13 protein-coding genes are annotated in these 19,427 nt (G+C 49.5%); 7 read left to right on the top strand and 6 right to left on the bottom strand.

Translation table 11 applies throughout. The features are described 5' to 3' along the window. Positions 1 to 20: 20 nt before the first annotated feature. Positions 21 to 1,790 (bottom strand): cache domain-containing sensor histidine kinase, encoded by a 1,770-nt coding sequence (locus tag ACE5KN_RS25940; RefSeq protein WP_375527460.1) that lies wholly within the window; start codon positions 1,788 to 1,790, stop codon positions 21 to 23. A gap of 350 nt (positions 1,791 to 2,140) precedes the next feature. Here ACE5KN_RS25940 and ACE5KN_RS25935 point away from each other — a divergent pair, with 350 nt between their 5' ends. After that, positions 2,141 to 3,814, top strand: coding sequence for a hypothetical protein (locus ACE5KN_RS25935; RefSeq protein ID WP_375527459.1), 1,674 nt, complete (start codon positions 2,141 to 2,143; stop codon positions 3,812 to 3,814). Positions 3,815 to 3,902: 88 nt separating this feature from the next. On the opposite strand, the gene ACE5KN_RS25930 is transcribed toward ACE5KN_RS25935, so the two are convergent. After that, on the bottom strand, positions 3,903 to 4,871 hold the full coding sequence (locus ACE5KN_RS25930; RefSeq protein ID WP_375527458.1) for a helix-turn-helix transcriptional regulator: 969 nt from the start codon (positions 4,869 to 4,871) through the stop codon (positions 3,903 to 3,905). 90 nt (positions 4,872 to 4,961) lie between these two features. Between ACE5KN_RS25930 and ACE5KN_RS25925 the strand changes: the two genes are divergently transcribed. From ACE5KN_RS25925 to ACE5KN_RS25915, 3 genes are all read left to right on the top strand, one after another. Beyond that, entirely contained in the window at positions 4,962 to 7,208 is a 2,247-nt protein-coding gene (locus ACE5KN_RS25925; RefSeq protein WP_375527457.1) for an ATP-binding cassette domain-containing protein, read from the top strand. 12 nt (positions 7,209 to 7,220) lie between these two features. Continuing rightward, on the top strand, positions 7,221 to 8,126 hold the full coding sequence (locus ACE5KN_RS25920) for an AraC family transcriptional regulator (protein ID WP_375527456.1): 906 nt from the start codon (positions 7,221 to 7,223) through the stop codon (positions 8,124 to 8,126). 96 nt (positions 8,127 to 8,222) lie between these two features. Beyond that, positions 8,223 to 9,725: an alpha-glucosidase/alpha-galactosidase gene (locus tag ACE5KN_RS25915; protein WP_375527455.1), complete on the top strand. Its 1,503-nt coding sequence runs from the start codon at positions 8,223 to 8,225 to the stop codon at positions 9,723 to 9,725. A 148-nt stretch (positions 9,726 to 9,873) separates the two neighbouring features. Here the strand turns inward: ACE5KN_RS25915 and ACE5KN_RS25910 are convergent, their stop codons facing one another. Then, positions 9,874 to 11,292, bottom strand: a complete 1,419-nt coding sequence (locus tag ACE5KN_RS25910; RefSeq protein WP_375527521.1) for a glycoside hydrolase family 1 protein — start codon at positions 11,290 to 11,292, stop codon at positions 9,874 to 9,876. A 124-nt stretch (positions 11,293 to 11,416) separates the two neighbouring features. On the opposite strand from ACE5KN_RS25910, the gene ACE5KN_RS25905 reads away from it, so the two are divergent. From ACE5KN_RS25905 to ACE5KN_RS25895, 3 genes are all read left to right on the top strand, one after another. Continuing rightward, positions 11,417 to 12,385 (top strand): LacI family DNA-binding transcriptional regulator, encoded by a 969-nt coding sequence (locus tag ACE5KN_RS25905; RefSeq protein WP_375527454.1) that lies wholly within the window; start codon positions 11,417 to 11,419, stop codon positions 12,383 to 12,385. A 230-nt stretch (positions 12,386 to 12,615) separates the two neighbouring features. Next, a complete protein-coding gene (locus ACE5KN_RS25900) occupies positions 12,616 to 13,899 on the top strand; it encodes a glycoside hydrolase family 140 protein (RefSeq protein WP_375527520.1) in 1,284 nt (427 codons plus the stop codon). 77 nt (positions 13,900 to 13,976) lie between these two features. Then, entirely contained in the window at positions 13,977 to 15,851 is a 1,875-nt protein-coding gene (locus ACE5KN_RS25895) for a beta-glucoside-specific PTS transporter subunit IIABC (protein WP_375527453.1), read from the top strand. Between the two features lie 101 nt (positions 15,852 to 15,952). On the opposite strand, the gene ACE5KN_RS25890 is transcribed toward ACE5KN_RS25895, so the two are convergent. The 3 genes from ACE5KN_RS25890 to ACE5KN_RS25880 all read right to left on the bottom strand — a co-directional run bounded on the left by ACE5KN_RS25890 (position 15,953) and on the right by ACE5KN_RS25880 (position 18,977). After that, complete coding sequence (locus ACE5KN_RS25890) at positions 15,953 to 16,681, bottom strand: amino acid ABC transporter ATP-binding protein (RefSeq protein WP_375527452.1); 729 nt, start codon at positions 16,679 to 16,681, stop codon at positions 15,953 to 15,955. Continuing rightward, positions 16,674 to 18,119 carry an amino acid ABC transporter substrate-binding protein/permease gene (locus ACE5KN_RS25885; RefSeq protein ID WP_375527451.1) on the bottom strand — a complete coding sequence of 482 codons (1,446 nt, stop codon included), beginning with the start codon at positions 18,117 to 18,119 and terminating at the stop codon, positions 16,674 to 16,676. The genes ACE5KN_RS25890 and ACE5KN_RS25885 overlap by 8 nt, the downstream gene beginning before the upstream one ends. 210 nt (positions 18,120 to 18,329) lie before the next feature. Continuing rightward, positions 18,330 to 18,977 (bottom strand): FusB/FusC family EF-G-binding protein, encoded by a 648-nt coding sequence (locus tag ACE5KN_RS25880; protein WP_375527450.1) that lies wholly within the window; start codon positions 18,975 to 18,977, stop codon positions 18,330 to 18,332. Positions 18,978 to 19,427: the final 450 nt, after the last annotated feature.

The following is a 19,427-nucleotide window of genomic DNA, read 5'->3' as shown; positions in this document are numbered from 1 at the left end:
CTATTCCATACAGGATTGATTCAAGTTCTGGGGATATAAATCTCGACAGTCGTGCCTATTCCATAGGCTGAGGAGAAAGACAAGTAATATTGGTTCCCGTAATGCAGCTTGATGCGTTCGGCAATATTTTTAAGACCTAATCCTTTCTCCGACAATGCATCCGTTTGCTCCAGCCTGTACTTGTCCGACTCTGCATCCTTCAGGCGAGCATACAGCTCCGCTTGCTTGGCCGGTAGCATGCCGATTCCATCATCCGTAATCCGGATGACAATGCCTCCATCTCCTGTCCACATGCCTTCAATGGTAATATTCATCGGCCGGCTGTATCCTTGAAAGCCATGGTTGATGCTGTTCTCCACGATGGGCTGCAAAACCAGAGGAATGATGCTGCACTGCTGAATTTCCTCTGGGAGCCTGATATGCAGCTTGAAGCGATGATCGAACCGGATGTTCTGAAGCTGCAAATAATTGACCGTATACTGCACTTCATGCTTTACCAAATGCTGCCTGCCTTCCTTGCCCAAGGCCAGCCGGAACATGCGCGCCAGGATCTTGATCATATCGGCAACTTCCTCATCTCCCTTAGCAAGCGCTTTCATTCGAATGGATTCCAACGTATTGTACAGCATGTGGGGATTGATCTGGTTTTGAAGCGCCAGCAATTTGGCTTTACGCTGTTTGATATCAGCGATATATACGTCTTCAATCAAGGTGCGAATCGTGACGATCATTTTGTTATAACTTTGCACCAGCCCCCCTATCTCATCGTTGGATTGATGATCCGCGATCGGCACATATTGACCATCTTCCGCCTTCCTCATACTTTTGCGGAGCGCCTTGATCGGCTTCGTGATATGATAGCTTAATCCCATGGAGATCAGGGTTACAATCAGCCCGCTCACCAGGATGACTACTACGGTAACCGCCTGGATTTTGCTAATCCTCAGAAGCAGCTTCGCCCGGGGGATTTCAGTCCGGATGAACAGCTCCCCTGCTTGGGTCTGCTCGGATAAAATGATGCGCTCGGGACTCCCGGCATCCTTCGTGTAATCCCTGCCTGATTCCAGCACCTGCTTCCAGGTCATCCGGCCGCTGGCCGCCTCGGAATGATAAACGATTTCCCCAAGGTGATTGCTTATAACGACACTTATGCCATATTTGTCCCGGGCCTGAACAAAATCATTGTCCAGCTGCAGCAGCATGAAGGGGTCCAAATCAATAAGCAGTACGCCGGCATATGCGCCATCGGAACTGAGCAGCACCCTTCCCACGGTAACTACGGCACCCTCTCCTTTGTCTTCATAGTACATGCGATCATGCAGCCCGGTGATAAAAAACGTATCATCTGAGCTGCGAATCCGTTTGAACCACTTCTGCGATAAGAGTGCAGTTTCATTCACTCTGCTTGCCGTATTGGAGTACTGGTAGACACTGTTATCCCGACTGATGAGCATGAGACTGCTGATCTCCGGTTCCAGCAGGGCAACACGCATCAGCAGCTTCTGTACGGTTACCCTCTGAAGGACCAATTCATCAATGGACATCTTTCGTTCTTCGCCAAGCTTATAAATCAGATCGTTATCGACCAATACGGATTTGGTGATCTGGTCATATTCTTTCATGAATTTATTCAATGAAGTCCTGATCTGGGACGTGTACAAAGCAGCAAATTCCTCGGATGAGCTCTCCAGTTCCACTGCCGCCTGCCGAAAAATGATGACGCTTACAATGATCAGCGGAATCACACAAGCCAATAGGTAACCCGCCATTAATTTATGTTGAAACTTCATGTTCTTCATCCATGAGGCTATCCTGTGGTTCCAACCCATATGCTTCATACACCTCCCTTCCCCGGTGTAACATTCCCCCTCATTTTAAGGCCTGCTTTGCAATGAAGCTACTGGGTTTTTGATATCACCTTAAAAATGACCCTGCTGAAACCTAAAAATGACCTGTTGAGCGGTTTTGATACAGAACGTATAGTGTTGTTTGTAAGCGCATACAAAACCAAGCAGCATCACTTTTTAAACTGGGGGTGAGCTTATATGAATTAAATCCCTTCCTGCGATCAATGATTAATTTGTATGGAAATAAATCCCTGATACTTCAAATTAAAAATATTAAATTTGGGGGCGATGATGTGAAAAAAAGATGGTTTTCGGTCTTGATTGTACTAAGTGTCTGTTTGTCATTGGCAGCACCGGCATTTGCTGCAGACGTTTCTTCTGACGATATAAGCCACGAGCTCAATCATGATGGAATCGGACGAATCGCTATAAAAAGCGTCCCGTTACCGGCTGACGTGAAACTCCAGAATGGCACTTACACATATTCAGGGAAAGTGCTTATTTCGTATAAAACCAAGAAGGATATGAATGTTCCCGATTATTATAACATGGCTGTCCTCAACGATGACGGTACGAAATTCAGGAAGATATTCTCGGGAGTCATCCCGCAAAAGCCAAAAGCAAACGGTATCCGTTATATGCCATTCCAGGATAATAAACGAGTGCTGCTGGGAGATTATGTGCTTGAATGCACCCCCAATATCGACAAATGCAAAAGCACCAAATTGCTGCCTGTCGTGTATCCGTCAACTCTCGAAGATGATCCGCGCACAACCCATCATTGGTCTGAAATCATCATTGCACCTGATAATAAACATATGAGCTGGACGATGCTGCGCTCCGATATTGGTGCTGCTGCGGCTATAGGTGTTCTGGAACGCAAAACGGATAAGTATATTCTCGAAAACGTGCAGATTATCAGTACTGTGCAGAGCTTTACGGATGACCCGAATAAGCCGGGCTTTATAATTCCCCAGCTCATACGGGGAGGGGAAGTAAAGCAGTTTGTAAAGGGAGGAAATGCTATATCCCTTGTCGGTGCATTGCATTACAGTACCACGGATTCCGTTGTACAGGATTTGGATTCTGAAACGGTTACGCAAATCACATATACTCCGGGATACGATGAAACCACCATTTTTTCTCCGGATGAACGTTTGGGCATCGTCATGAGCACCAGGTTTTCCAAAAATACGGATCCGGCCATCTTCGGACTGATGCCCCGTCCTCTTGGCACAAGAAGTATGGGCGGGCTTACCGGAATCCAGTATATGTATGCAGTTGATGGAGTACGCAAGTTCAGGGAGGGCAACATTGGCCCGGTTTTGATCGACGTGAACCGTTCTGTGTACGAAGAAGGTTATCAAGGGATTCAACTCAATACGGATGAGAATTGGGTTTACCGCTCGCCCATGTCCTGGCATCCGGATGGCAAGCGTGCCATGTGGCTGGAGATGCTCAGAGGCACCGGTGATTCACAAATTCGGCTGCGGATCGTAAAGCTGCTTGATTATAAGCCCAAAAAGCCTGTCCCCATTCAACCAACTACAGATAACATCCCCTATGCGATCAAAGACTTATCTGTATTGGATTCCGTGTATGCGGATATTGAAGGCAAAATCGCAGGAAAACATTCCGGATATGCAACCTATCTTGACCATAAATCCTCAGACAATGTTGGCCTAACGGAAACGCAGTATGTCAACTTTAGCGATGACGGCGTGAATTTTTACAATGGATATGAGAAGGTCCATTCAAATTATGCCGGAGAGAGCCGCTATGAAGCCGACCTTCAACTGACAGGCGCAAATCAGGGGGAAATGAAGCTGCGGGCAACCTTCTCGGTAGCTGGAGGACCCACACCTGCCAGGCTGCTGTTCGACATTGATGATGACGGCAAGCCCAAAAGCTACGGATATGCCACGTATAACGGTGTCACGCTTCATATTGAAGACTTGTCGGAGTAATAAACACCGCTTCACTTGGTTTATATATTGACACATAAAAGGAGGCGTTCCAAAGGTCCGTTAACCTGACGCCCTCCTTTTTTTATCCTCAACAACCCTCATATGATGTGCCTTCAGATGCATAATGGCGAACGAGTTCACGGGCTTGCGTACAAATCCGATTCACAATCTCGATCGGTTCGATCACTTTGGCCGCGGTGCCCAGCTGGAAAAAGTAATTGGTAACGAACTCCAATTCGTTCTTGTCGATCACGGTCTCAATGTAACCCTGTTCCGGATTGATCTCCGTGATATGAGGTTCAAGCCAGGGCTGGCTGCGGCACTGCCTTAAACCTTCCCGGTTCAGCTCCACATATAACCGCATGGGCGCTTCCAACGATTGTGCCGTATAGCTCTCCAACCAGTCGGACAGATGAATTGGCAGTGTGAAGGGCTGCTGCGTTCGTTCCAACGATACAATCCGGTCCGTGCGAAACAATCGGATTTCGCCATGAGCGCGATCGAATGCCGGCATGTACCAGAAGCCGTCGTAGGCGTAGATGCCAATCGGAGCCACTTCTTTCAACGTATTTTCCGACTTTGACACATATTCGATATTGAGCAGCTGATGCGCTGCAGCGGCTTCGATGATTTCCTTTAGATACGGAGACGGAACGCTTCTTTTTTTGTTCCAAAAGGCCAGAACCAAATCAAGTTGGTCCACTTTTCTTTTCGTGTCGTCGGGCAGGCCTGCGTACAGCTTGCCGGAAACGGAGGCAATGTGAATATCAAAAGGCAGGGATTGATAGTATTTCAATGCCTGAAAAGCAAAGAAAATAGCGAACGCTTCCTCCTCATCAAACATGATTGGCGGCAGCAGCCGGTTGTTCAGCACCCGATAACCGCCCCCTCTCCCCGGTTCCGTATACAGCGGAACGCCTATCTCGGCAATGTCCGCAAGATACCGGTGCGCGGTTCGTACGGAAATGCCGAATTCATGCGCGACATCCTGTGCGGTAAAACTGCGTTTGGCATTGACATACAGGATCAGATCAAACAGCAGTTTGGTTTTGGTCATGCAATTCCTTCCTCCTCCTAAAACATGACAGTTGTTGACATGCTTTTAGCTTATACTTTTTTTTACGAATAGCAAGAGGAGGAAAGAGCCATGAACAAAGAGAATCCCATACATGTCATGGGTGCGAGAGAAAAAAATTTGAAGGGCATCCATGTAATGATCCCCAAAAAGCAGATTACGGTATTTGCAGGCGTATCCGGTTCCGGCAAATCCGCGCTTGTCTTCGATACGATTGCGGCGGAATCGCAGCGGCAATTGAACGAGGGTTACTCCAGCTTCGTCCGCAATCGGCTTCCCCACTATGGGCAGCCGGAGGTGGATGCCATTGAGCATTTGCCGGCGGCGATCGTCATGAACCAGAAAAGAATCGGAGGCAACGCAAGATCCACGGTCGGGACAGTCACCGACATTTATGCGCTGCTGCGGCTGCTGTTTTCCCGCTTCGGCAGCCCTTTCGTCGGATATTCCGACGTATTCTCCTTCAACAACCCGCAGGGCATGTGTCCGGATTGCGAAGGCTTGGGCAAGGCGAAAACCGTCAATGTCGATCAGTTGATCGACAGGGAGAAATCACTTAACGAAGGGGCCATTTTGTTCCCAACCTTCATGCCAGGTGACTTCCGGTGGAAAAGATATGTCTGCACCGGCCTGTTCGATAACGACAAAAAGCTGAAGGACTATGAGGACGATGAAATGGACATGCTCCTTTATCAAAGCGGATTTAAACCGCCGCATCCGACCAAGGAGTGGCCGTCGACAGCGCTATACGAAGGCATCGTTCCGCGCATTAAACGCACATTTTTAAATAAAGATTCGAAAAGTGCCGTGAGGCACAAGGAAGCGATCGATCGCATCGTGACTGAGGAAATTTGCCCTTCCTGCCGCGGTGGCCGCTTGAATCCACGCGTACTGTCCTGCAAAATAAACGAAAAAAGCATTGCCGATTGTGCCGCTATGCAGATTAGCGAACTGATCGGGTTTATTCGCATGATCCGGGAGCCTGAAGCGCAGACGATTACGGAAGCAATCGTAAAACGTCTGGCCCATATGCTGGAGATCGGGCTCGGGTACGTAAGCCTAAACCGTGAAACGTCCAGCCTGTCCGGTGGCGAATCGCAGCGGATCAAGATGGTGCGCCAGCTCGGCAGCAGCTTGAGCGATTTGCTGTATATTTTTGACGAGCCGAGCATCGGGCTCCATCCGCACGATGTCAACACCATTAATCGGCTGCTGCAGCAGCTGAGAGATAAGGGCAATACCGTCCTGATCGTGGAGCATGACCCGGACGTCATACGGATTGCCGATCACATCGTCGAGATGGGACCCCATGCCGGATCGCGGGGCGGTAACATCGTCTTCGAAGGAAGCCTGCACCGTCTGATGTCGGCCGACACCTTGACAGCCAAATGCCTGAGCCGTAAACCCGCATTCAAAAGCGAGGTCAGACATCCTGACGGTTGGCTTGCTATCAAGCATGCAGCTCTGAATAATTTAAAGGATATAAGCGTTCAAATTCCGACCGGCGTAATGACCGTTGTTACCGGAATAGCGGGATCGGGAAAAAGCACCTTGATCCGTCAGGTTTTACCAAGGTACTGCCCTGAAGCGATATTCATCGATCAAGGAGCGATCGGGGCGTCCAACCGCTCCAATCTGGCAACCTACACGGACATCTTCGACGCCATAAGAAATTTGTTTTCCAAGGAGAACGGGGTGAACGCTTCGCTGTTCAGCTTTAACTCGCAGGGCGCTTGTCCCCACTGTAAAGGCTTGGGCACGATATATGCCGATTTTGCCTTTATGGATACGGTTGCCAGCGTCTGTGAAGCATGCCGTGGAATGCGTTATACGGAACAGGTTCTGTCCTATCGTTTGCGCGGAAAAAACATAGGCGACGTGCTGGCTATGACCGTTGAGGAAGCCTTCGGCTATTTTCACGAGGAAGAAATTGTAACACCGCTCAAAAGACTGCAAGAGGTAGGTGTCGGTTATTTATCTCTTGGACAGCCGCTTAGCACTTTGTCGGGCGGCGAGCTGCAGCGGATCAAGCTGGCTGCGGAGCTGGAAAGCAGCGGGACCTTTTATGTGCTGGACGAGCCAACCACGGGACTGCATATGTCAGATGTGGAGCGGCTGATCCGCCTGCTCAATCGCCTCGTTGAACGAGGCTGCACCGTGGTCGTGATTGAGCATAATCTGCAGGTGATCTGTCAGGCCGACTGGATGATCGATCTTGGCCCTGGCGCGGGGGACGAAGGCGGTGAAGTTATTTTTGAAGGCACACCGAAAGAAAGCATCAACTGCAGCGCTTCGGTGACCGGAAGATATTTAAAATAAGGAGGGAAGCACATGGGGCCGCAAGGGCTGTTCAGGCTCAAGGGGGAAACGGCCGGCTGCCGTCCGTTCATTACCGCCTATTATTTCAAGGAATGGAACGAATACGAGATGGCGCTGCATACCCACCCGTCGACGGAGATCATGTATGTCATCGCCGGAAGCTGCGCGGTGGAGCTGTCCTTTGGCGGGCAGACGCACAGATCGGTGCTCAAAAAAGGGGAATTCATTATTTTGGACGGGCATATCCCGCATCGACTGCTGGTGGAGCATTCATGCCGGATGCTGAACGTGGAATTCCGTTTTGAAGAGCTTGCGGGAGCTTATCTCTCCGCTGCGGAGCTGGCGGCGGCGGACATGCAGATGGCGGCCCTGCTGGACTGTCCTCAGCCCTATTTGCTGTTAAGAGAGCCGCACGAGGTATATCATGTGTTGAAGAGCCTCGTGCTGGAGCTTGACCGCAAGGAGCGCTCGGAGATGCTGGTTCAGGTGCAGCTCACCGGGCTGCTGCTGCGGATCGCAAGGCTGTACCATGAGCTGGAGAGTCAGGGCGGAGATATGCAGAATCAATATGTCAGGCAGTGCCTGGACTTTCTGCATCAGAATTATGACCGCCCCGTCCAGATCAAACAGGTGGCCGAAGCGGTCAATCTGCACCCGGGTTATGTACAGCGAATCTTCAAGCAGAAGATCGGGCAGTCCATCATGTCGTATCTGACCGGCTTTCGCATGGAAAAGGCAAAGATGCTGCTGCGCGAGACCGATATTCCGGTTGCGGACATCGCGGACTATGTTGGGGTACACAGCCGCCCCTACCTGCACAAGCTGTTCAAAAGCGCAACAGGCATGACCCCTTCCGATTATCGCCAATCGGTGGAGGCGGTCCGCTTCGCCCATGAGCAGCGAGGTGACGATTGTTAACACTTTGCATGCAAACAAGTCATGAATTTGATAACGCTTCCCTCCCTGTCGTTGCTACAATTGGGGTGCATATCAAACCTGTGGGAGGGAAACGACATGTCATTCAAAGTGACTTTTATAGGTGCTGGCAGCATCGGGTTTACTCGCGGCCTGCTGCGGGATTTGCTGACGGTGCCGGAATTCCGTGATGTGAGTATCGCCTTCACGGATATCAATGAACATAATTTGCAGATGGTGACAGAGCTGTGCCAGCGGGATATTGAGGAGAATGGGCTGAATATCCGCATTCAGTCTACAACAGATCGCAGAGAGGCGCTCAAGGACGCCAAATATGTGCTATGCACGATTCGGGTCGGAGGACTGGAGGCTTTTGCCACCGATGTGGATATTCCGTTAAAGTACGGTATAGACCAATGTGTAGGAGATACGCTGTGTGCAGGCGGAATCATGTACGGCCAGCGCGGGATTGCCGTCATGATGGACATCTGCAAGGACATCCGCGAGCTGGCTCATCCGGATGTGCTGCTGCTCAATTACGCCAATCCGATGGCGATGCTGACCTGGGCATGCAACAAATACGGCGGAGTACGGACTATTGGGCTCTGTCACGGCGTGCAGCACGGGCATGAGCAGATCGCCAATGTCTATGGCCTGAAGAAGGAAGAAGTCGATATTATCTGTGCGGGCATCAACCACCAGACCTGGTACATTCAGATTCGCCATAACGGCAAGGATTTGACCCCAGGGCTGCTGGAAGCGTTCGAGAAGCATCCCGATTATGCGCGCACCGAGAAGGTGCGGATCGATATGCTGCGCCGCTTTGGCTATTACAGCACAGAATCGAACGGGCATTTAAGCGAATATGTGCCATGGTACCGCAAGCGTCCCGATGAGATCAAGGAATGGATCGATCTGGGCTCCTGGATTAACGGAGAGACTGGCGGATATCTCCGCGTATGCACGGAGGGACGGAACTGGTTCGAGACCGACTTCCCGAACTGGATGAAGGAGCCGGCGCTGGAATATAAGCCGGCGCGCAGAGGTCAAGAGCACGGTTCCTACATTATTGAAGGACTGGAGACCGGGCGGGTCTACCGTGGGCATTTCAACACCGTGAACCGCGGCATCATCTCCAATCTGCCGGATGACGCGATTATTGAAGCGCCGGGTTATGCTGACGGCAACGGCATCTCGATGCCGGTCGTCGGCGAACTGCCGCTCGGGCCGGCAGCCGTCTGCAATGCCAGCATCTCCGTGCAGCGGCTGGCGGTGGAAGCGGCCATTCATGGCGATGACAAGCTGCTGCGCCAGGCGTTCATGATGGACCCGCTGGTCGGTGCCGTCTGCAATCCGAAGGAAATCTGGCAGCTCGTTGATGAAATGCTGGTCGCACAGGAGGCATGGCTGCCGCAGTATACGGAGGCGATTGCCGCAGCCAAAGAGCGGCTGGCTTCTGGGGACCTGATTCCGGTGCGCGCCTACGAAGGCGCAGCCCGTCTGAAGGTCAAGACAGTCGAGGAGATGAAGCTGGATCGCGAAGCGGCCAACCGCAATGCCGGGGAAGCGGATAAAGGAAAGGAACGGGCACGCAAGCGATGAAATATGTCATGCCAAAATAGGCAAAACCAGCGGTGCCCGGAATTCAAAGTACCGCTGGTTTTTTTTCTGAAAATATAAGCTTTATATCAGACATCCGCAGAGCAGACGCCTTATTCATGCAGCGAATGGCGAATGCTTAATGAAGTGCTTACCGCTTGAGACTTTTGCCGTTTGTCGCAATGACTTCCTTGTACCAATAAAAAGACTTTTTGCGATAACGCTCCAGAGTACCGGAGCCATCGTCGTGACGGTCCACATAAATGAAGCCGTAGCGCTTCTTGAGCTGAGCCGTCGAAGCGCTGACCAGGTCGATGCAGCCCCAGGACGTGTACCCCATTACCTCCACGCCATCGGCAATGGCTTCTGCAACCTGCACCAGATGATCGTTCAAATATTGAATGCGGTAATCGTCCTCCACCGTCTTCTCTCCTGCTTCATTTACGATCAGCTCATCGACCGCTCCCAGACCGTTTTCCACGATAAACAGCGGTTTTTGATAACGGTCATAAAAGTCGTTCAGGACAATGCGCAGCCCTTGCGGATCGATCTGCCATCCCCATTCGCTTGCCGGCAGATACGGGTTGGGAATGCCGCCAAGGATATTCCCTTCACCGGCCGCACTCTTCTCCGGATCGGCCGTCTGGCACACGCTCATATAATAGCTGAATGAAATAAAATCGACGGTGTTCCGCAAAATCTCCTCGTCGCCGGGCGCGAATTTAATTTCAATTCCATTCTCTCTAAAATAACGTTTCATGTATCCCGGATACACACCGCGGGCGTGCACATTACCAAAGAAATAGTTCCGTCGTTCAAACTCCATGACTTTAATCACGTCATCCGGTTTAGACGTTAGTGGGTAGGTAGGCATGCTCAGCATCATGCAGCCGATTTTGGCTTGCGGATCAATTTCATGGCAGAGCTTGACCGCGGCCGCACTGGCTACGAGCTCATGGTGCACAGCCTGATAAAGATCCTGCTTGCTGAGCTTGTCCTTCGGCGTATAGATGCCTCCGCTCATAAACGGAGCCTCCAAAATGGAGTTGATCTCATTAAAGGTCAGCCAGTATTTCACTTTCCCCTTGTACCGTTTAAATACCGTGGCTGCATAACGGGTATAAAAATCCACCAGCTTCCGGTTGACCCAGCCGTCGTATTCCTTCGCAAGATGCAAAGGGGTTTCGTAATGAGACAAAGTGACCAGCGGTTCGATCCCGTATTTCAGGCATTCATCAAACAAATCATCGTAAAATTGCAGCCCTTTTTCATTAGGTTCCGTCTCATCCCCTTTCGGAAAAATCCGCGACCAGGCAATGGACGTGCGAAACACTTTAAAACCCATTTCTGCAAACAGCTTGACGTCTTCCTTGTAACGGTGGTAAAAATCAATGCCCACCAGCTTCATATTGTCAGGTGTCGGCGCTTCCGTAACCGGACCAGCCAGCCCTTTGGGAGTCACATCCTGTACGGACAAGCCTTTGCCGTCCTCGTTGTATGCGCCCTCCAGCTGGTTGGCTGCGACGGCCCCTCCCCACAGAAAATTTTCCGGAAAATGAATCTCCTGCATGCTCATCTGCTGTACACTCCATCCCATTTATAAATTTATGCTACACTGGATTGAACCTTGCTTTAAATCGTAACGGTTGTAACGGGTTACATGTCAAATTTAAGTTTTGGGAAAGGGTATTTACATGTCAAAGTTTGAACAGATCGTGAAATTATCCGGATACTCCAGAGCGACGGTATCAAGAGTCATCAATCATTCGCCGCATGTGAACGAAGAAACACGGGACAAGATTATGCAAATCATGCAGCAGCTTGATTATGCCCCCAACCGGAACGCGGTAGCGCTCTCGAAAGGCCGGACCAATCAAATCGGGATCGTCATTACATCCCTTCATGAAATTGTGCTGCCATTTATGAACCATTTCATCGAAGCTGCTTTACGTTATGATTTCCAAACCATTATCTATACTACTCAAGGGGATCAAGCCAAAGAGATACAGGCGTTTGAAGATCTGAGGAGCAAGCGGGTGGATGGACTTTTAATTATCACCTGTGTGAATGATCCCGGGAAACTGTCTTCCTACTGCCGCTACGGACCAATCATCTCCTGGCAGCGCATGCGGGCAGGCCAAATCCCATCTGTAGCGATGGATCAGGGGGAAGGTTACCGGCTGGGGCTGGAGCATTTGCTGGCAAAAGGAATCACGAAAATCGCCAATGTTTTTGGCAGACCGGACAGCCTGAACATCCAGAGCCGCAGATTGGCGTACGAATCTATCATGAAGCGGCACGGCTTGCCTGTTCGATCCGACTGGTACCGTTATGAGGTTTACGGCATGCTTGACGGCGAGCAAGCCTGGCGTTCACTCACCGCCATGGAAGAGGTGCCCGAGGCCGTTCTCTGCTCCAATGATTACGCGGCAGCGGGTATATTAAACGAGGCGCGCCGTCATCATCTGGCTGTCCCGGAGCAATTGGCGATTATCGGCTTTGACGATACCGAGCTTTCGGCCTCACTTGGTTTAACAACCATCCATAATCCGATTAAAGAGCAAGCGTGGAACGCTTTCTATGATTTGTGGAACAGCATTGGCGACGAATCCGTAGAAGCTTCGCAGTTAAGCTTCCGGCTCGTGAAGCGTCAAACCACCTGAATTAGACAAACAAGACCTGTCCACTGAGGCAGGTCTTGTTTGCTTTCTTCTGAATTCACCAACTAAACTTAACTAAACTATTATAATTATTTTCAAAAAAATAATTTGACTATCCGTCATATAGATGCTAATATCCATTATGAAAACGGATTATTTTAGTTTTATCACTAAAATTTAAGCCTTTTTTATATTAATTTTATATAAACAAAGGATCTGCATTGAAAGGAACGATGATCATGGCGAAGCTATCTGTCGCTGAACACGGACGAACGTTAACGCTAAATGATAAACCCTTTTTTTATCTGGCGGATACCGTATGGAGTGCGTTTACCAATGCCTCCATCGAAGAATGGGCAGAATATTTGGATGTTCGGAAAATGCAGGGCTTCAATGTACTGCAAATCAACCTTCTGCGTCAATGGGACGCCAGCGGTTCGGATATTCAAATCGATCCGTTCTCATTGAACAAAGACGGTTCGTACGATTACTACAGTCTGAACGAGGAATACTTTGAACGGGCGGAACAAATGGTTGGCATGGCCGTTCAGCGCGGTTTCATTCCTGCATTGGTGCTCCTGTGGTGCAATTATGTACCGGATACATGGGCCGGAATGTTCCAAAAAGACAACAAAATGCCGTTTGACGCAGTGGAGCCCTATGTCAGATATGCAGTAGAGCGGTTCTCCAAATATAACCCGATCTATTTCATCAGCGGGGATACGGACTTTCCAAGCGAGCGGGCAAACGCCTATTATATGAAAGCGCTTGAAGTGGTGCAAGCCGTTAGTCCGGAAAGCATAAACACGCTCCATATTCAAGGCAGATTGAGAGATCTCCCGGAAGAGTTCGAAAATCATGACGGACTGGATTTTTATATGTATCAATCCGGCCATAACTCGCAGTTTCAATTTATGGCCCACGAAATAGCCCAGCATTTTTATACACGACCGCGCACGCGTCCCGTCATTAACGGAGAGCCCTGTTATGAACAAATCAGCTACAGCCGCAACGTATACGGAAGGTATTCCCGTTTCGACGCAAGAAAAGCCGCTTGGCAAAGCCTGCTGGCCGGCGGTGGTGCAGGCATCACCTACGGTGCCCACGGGATTTGGAGCTGGCATAAGCAAGGCCAAAAGTTCGGCATTGTCGAAGGGGAAGGCTTTGACGCACCCTATGACTGGAGAGATGCATTGCGCTTTGAAGGAGCATGGGATTACGCCTTTATCAAATACCTGTTCGAAAGCTATAACCTGGTGGGCATCTCACCGGCCGATATGGTACTGAACGAAACGCCGGAAATACGCGCCGCCGCGAATGACGATACCATCGTATTGTACATCCCGGTAAACACCAGGGTCCGCTTAAACCGGGACGTTCGGGATTACACATTTACCACGATCGATCTGGAGAAGAAAAGATTTGCCGTCACAGAGGTTGCAACCAAGGATGGGAAATCCGTCATTCCGATGCATCGTTTCGAACAAGATGTAGTGGTCATCGGCCAGCGCAAATAAACCGCTTCCCCCCTTTTCGCCTTAAGGAAAGCGTATACAGCTCGATAAAGCATCATTTACCTCTGGGAGTGAGTAAAATGAACTACGAAAAAACAGCTAAAGAAGTCCTGAAATCGGTTGGCGGAGCGGAAAACGTAAACAGCGTCATTCACTGCATGACCCGCTTGCGCTTCAAACTCAAAGACGGTTCCCTGCCGGATAAGGAACAGGTCAAACAGATCGACGGGGTCATCACCGTTGTGGAAAGCGGCGGGCAGCTTCAGGTGGTCATCGGCAATGATGTGCCGAAAGTCTATGCCGAGTTGACGAAATTGCCGGGAATATCGGCGGAAGCCGAACCTGTCGAGGAAGAACAGAAAGGAAATTTATTCAGCCGTTTTGTCGATATTATATCGGGTGTGTTCATGCCGGTGGTCGGCGTGCTGGCAGCGGTTGGTATCCTCAAGGGTCTGCTCTCCCTGTTCACGACCTTGCACTGGTTGACCGCGGACATGGGTACCTACAAAATTTTGTACGCGACAGCCGATGCCTTGTTTTATTTCTTCCCGATCTTTCTCGGCTTCTCCGCGGGCAAGAAATTCGGCGGAAATCCTTACTTGTCGGCATTGATCGGGGCCGCTCTCGTATACCCGACCATGGTTGCGGCATTTAACGAAGGTACGGCATTGACCTTCCTGAATATACCGGTGGTTCTGCTCAATTACACTTCATCGGTCATTCCGATTATTATCGGGGCTTATTTGGCAGCAGTTGTCGAAAAGTTTATCAACAAGTATATGCCTTCATCAATGAAAATGTTTTTTGTACCATTGTTAACTTTAATCATCGTCACGCCGGTTGTCTTTCTTGCCGTTGGACCCGTGTCTACATTTATCAGCGACCAGTTGGCCGCCGGCAGTTTGTGGGTTTATGGTTTAAGCCCGATCATCGCTGGTCTCCTGCTGGCCGGATTCTGGCAATCCATCATTATCTTTGGACTGCACTGGGCGTTTATTCCGATTTTAATCAATAATATTATGAACAAAGGCTTCGATCCGATCAATGGCATGCTGTTTTGCACCATCTTCGCCCAGACGGGAGCCACCCTCGCTATTGCTTTGAAAACAAAAGACAAACGTCTGAAACCGATTGCCACCTCGGCTACAATTGCGGGATTTATGGGGGTTACGGAACCGGCCATTTACGGCGTTACCCTGCCGGCGAAAAAGCCTTTTATCCTGGCCTCCATCGCCGGAGGGATCGGCGGTGCCGTAGCGGGCATGTTTGGTACGAATAACTACTACAGTATTGCGGGAGGCGGCGTTTTTGGCATCCCGATGTTTATCGGTCCGGAAGGTGTGGACCGGGGGTTCATCGGACTCCTGATTTCAATTGTTGTGGCCTTTGTCGGCGGTTTTATTTTAACTTTTCTGTTCGGCTATAAAAACGCCGTTCCAGTTGAATCCGGTAACGAAACCCATGCTGCAGACGTTCCTGCCCTGGAGCATGAGCATAATGCAACCGAAAAGTCCGTTTTCAGTCCGTTGGACGGCGAATGGCTCCCGTTAACCGATGTACAGGATGAAGCCTTCTCCAGCGGAGCGATGGGCAAAGGAGCGGCGATCATGCCTGCTGCCGGTGCAGTTTACGCTCCCATTTCTGGAACCATACAAACGCTGTTCAAAACCAAACACGCCATCGGACTTGTGTCTGATGAAGGTGTCGAAGTATTGATTCACATCGGCATTAATACCGTTAAACTAAAGGGAGAACATTTCACTGCTTTTGTTAAAGAAGGAGACACTGTCAGAAAAGGCGACAAGCTGGTCGAATTCGATATCGAAGCGATCCGAAACGCCGGGTACGACACAACGACATCCGTTATCATATCCAACACTGCGGATTATGCGGAGATTCATGTTAAAGAGTATGGGCATATTCACGCGGGCGACCCGTTGATTCTAATTAAATAATCCACTTTAGCTGAACAAAAAAATGACCGATCATGGACTGAAATCAGCCAGTGATCGGTCATTTTAGTTTTTACGAACGTTTGCTCACATCAAAGACCGCTTTACAGCACTTTCTCCAAAAAGCTGATCGTGCGCTCATTCTTCGGATTCCCGAATATTTCTTCCGGCGGGCCTTGCTCAACGATAAAACCGCCATCCATAAAGACGACCCGGTCCGCCACTTCACGGGCAAAGCCCATCTCGTGGGTAACGATCACCATCGTCATGCCTTCACGCGCCAGATCCTTCATAACACCAAGCACCTCGCCTACCATTTCCGGGTCAAGGGCCGAAGTCGGTTCGTCGAACAGCATGACATCGGGATTCATGGCGAGCGCGCGGGCAATCGCCACCCGCTGCTTCTGTCCGCCTGACAGCTGGCTCGGGAAAGCATCCGCCTTGTCCGCGAGGCCTACCCGATTCAGCAGACGAAGTGCCGTGCTGCGCGCCTCATCCTCTTTCAATTTGCCAAGCTCCATGGGAGCAAACATGATGTTTTTCAGCACATTGAAATGTGGAAACAGGTTAAAATGCTGGAACACCATGCCGATATTTTCACGTGCTTTATTAATGTCCGTTCTCGGATCATTCAGGTCCTGATCGTCAACGACAACCCGGCCCCCCGTGATCTCCTCCAACTGGTTAATACAGCGCAAAAACGTACTTTTCCCCGAACCGGAAGGGCCGATGAGGCAGACAACTTCTCCTTCTTTGACCTGCATATCGATTCCCTTCAGCACATGATTCGAGCCAAAGCTTTTCTTTAAACCTTCAACCCGGATTTTACCCACGACGGATTTTCGCCTCCAGTCTGTCAGAAATTTTCGTTAAAATCGTGATGACAATCAGGTACATGACCGCAACAGTGAGCCAGATTTCAAAGGATGCGAACGTTCTGGCGATAATGATTTTGCCCGATTGTGTCAGCTCGACAAGACCGATGGCCGATAAAATGGACGTGTCTTTGAGTGTAATGACAAACTGATTGATAAACGCCGGGATCATCACACGTATGGCCTGCGGGATGACAATCTTCATCATCGCTGTACGGTAAGGCAGGCCGAGCGAACGGGCCGCTTCCAATTGACCGCGGTCGATCGATTGAATCCCGCCGCGGATAATTTCCGTTATATATGCGCCGGCATTCAAGCTGAGCGTCAGGATCGCTGCCAGAAACAGCGGCATTGTAAAGCCGAACGCCTGCGGAATCCCGAAGTAGATAAAGAAAGCCAGGACGATCAGCGGAATTCCGCGGAACAGATCGACAAACACCGTGGCAACACCGCGCAGGAACCGATTTTGCCCCACTTTCATAAAGCCGAAAATCAATCCCAAAATAAAGGCAAAAATCAAGGAAATAATCGTGTACAGCACCGTTTTACCAAGACCGTTCAAAAGCGGCGGCAAAGACTGCTTAATAAGTGCCCAGCCGCTCAGATTCGCCGGGGATGCATTTTCACCGAGATACTTTTCCATGATACGGTCATACTCACCGTTCGTATGAAGGTTGGCCAGACCGGCGTTGAACTTTTGCAGAAGCTCCTGGTTCTGGCCCTTGCTCACGGCAAAACCGTATGAACCTCCCTCTTCTTTCTCAGTGACGATTTTCAGACCGTTGTTTTGGGTCACCCCATAGGCCAAGACAGGATAATCTTCAAAGCAGGCAGCAGAATTGCCTGTTTTCACATCATCATACATCTGGGAAGAATCGTCGAACGGGACAATCGTAAACCCGTACTTGGAGGAAATGGATTCAGCAAAGCTGTAGCCTTCCGTGCCTGTTTTAACGGCTACCTTTTTTCCTTTTAAATCTTCGTAGCTCTTAATTGTGTCATTATTTTTGCTGACGCCCATGACTACGCCGGATTGAAAATAGGGCTCTGAAAAATCGAATTTTTGCTTTCTCTCATCTGTGATGCTCATGCCCGCGATGACGCCATCCACCTGATGGGCTTCAAGCGCCTGGACGGCCGCGTTGAACCCTAACGGCTTAATTTCATACTTGAAATTTTGATCCTTGGCGATGGCCTCCATCAGATCCATGTCAATGCCGACGAAATTGCCGTTTACATCCTGAAACTCAAATGGAGCAAACGTAATGTCGGTACCGATTACATACGTTTTACCTGAATTCGGCTCCGCTGTGGCACTTCCCGCCCAACCGGCCAAGCCGGTCACCAGGAGGAGCAGCAGCGATAGCATAAATACTGAGACCTTTGTTGACTTCATATGTCCTCCTCTTCTCGGTCGACTTCGGGCTTGAACCCGAATTTCTGTGTAACATCAGCTATTCTCATTTTTAGCCGTAATTATTATTATACATTCCAATAATATGTTGGGGGAATATTTTTTTTGTGTAATAAGATGTAAGGTGAAGAACGATTAGCCGGAACTAAAACAGGCTGCCTTTAAAAAGGCAACCCATTTTAGTTACAACCTTTATTTTCGAACGGAGAGAATGAACTTCTCCAATGATCCTGTATTGGTAATACTCTGATTGCAAACCTGATTATCCAAGCATACGTATTGGCCAATGGCAGCATAATTATCCGGCGTGGGAACGGAAGGCTTGGTCTTGACCAGGAAGAATGCAAGCTCATGATGCCGATTGCAGAACAGGCAATACCCTTTCTTGTTGGTCGGCGTAATTCTCCCCTCAATGCCGATGAACTGTCCTTCGAACGGATAAACAATGAATAATCTGTTCGCGGCGATATCCACCCAGCTGAGGTACGTCACAAATCGAAAGTCGATGGATTGCAGATCAGGTACTTTCAGCTTCTTGTTTTTCGGGAAAAGCTTCTCAATCTGTTTGGGTGTAATCGGTGGATATGGCTCCAGGTATGATTCCAATTCGCCAAGATATCTTTGGAAATCGTATGCCGTCTCGAAGGTCGTTATTTGTTCCAGCATCCGCCGTTGATCCTCTGTCAGGTCAGGAAATGCTTCAACAATATTCGTTAAGGCGCTATACCTTACCGTGTCGAGGATACTCCGATCCGCTACTTTTCGCAAAGTGCTCAGAATGAATTCCGCTTGTTTCTTAATCACGTTATATTGATGATTTTTAATAAATGGTTTACTCATAGCTCTTCAGCCCCTTATTTTTCATTAAAAGATCATAAGGTGCAAAGCCTGCTATAAGAAACGATTAAGCGTGGGCGATAAAATCAATCTTCCATCCTATCGCGCCCCATGCAAAGTATCGCCCTAGATCAGGCTTTGCATGAGGACTCCCTAGTGAATGAGCAATTCAGCATTGCCACGGTAAAACCCCCAATCACAAATGATGAGAAAATTATAAGAAAAACGTCTATCGACGTAATTCACAGAAGACAGACCGCGTTTAACGGAAGTTTTTCTTGCGATTAAAGAAAGCTTCAGCTTTGCTGAAAACTTAAACTTTCTTTAATCTTAACAAAAATCCCTATCAGGAACAATCTGTGCTTCTACCTTATAATGCGTGTTCAAAAAGTCAGGTTTTCAGCACCGAAGCCTATGCTTCCGAAGTGCGTTTTTTCAAAACGCTTGAGTTGG

The organism is Paenibacillus terreus, from assembly GCF_042138595.1.
Taxonomy (GTDB): Bacteria; Bacillota; Bacilli; order Paenibacillales; family Paenibacillaceae; genus Paenibacillus; species Paenibacillus terreus.
The sequence above is the reverse complement of the archived record's forward strand: the minus strand, read 5'-3'. Positions and strand labels throughout refer to the sequence as shown.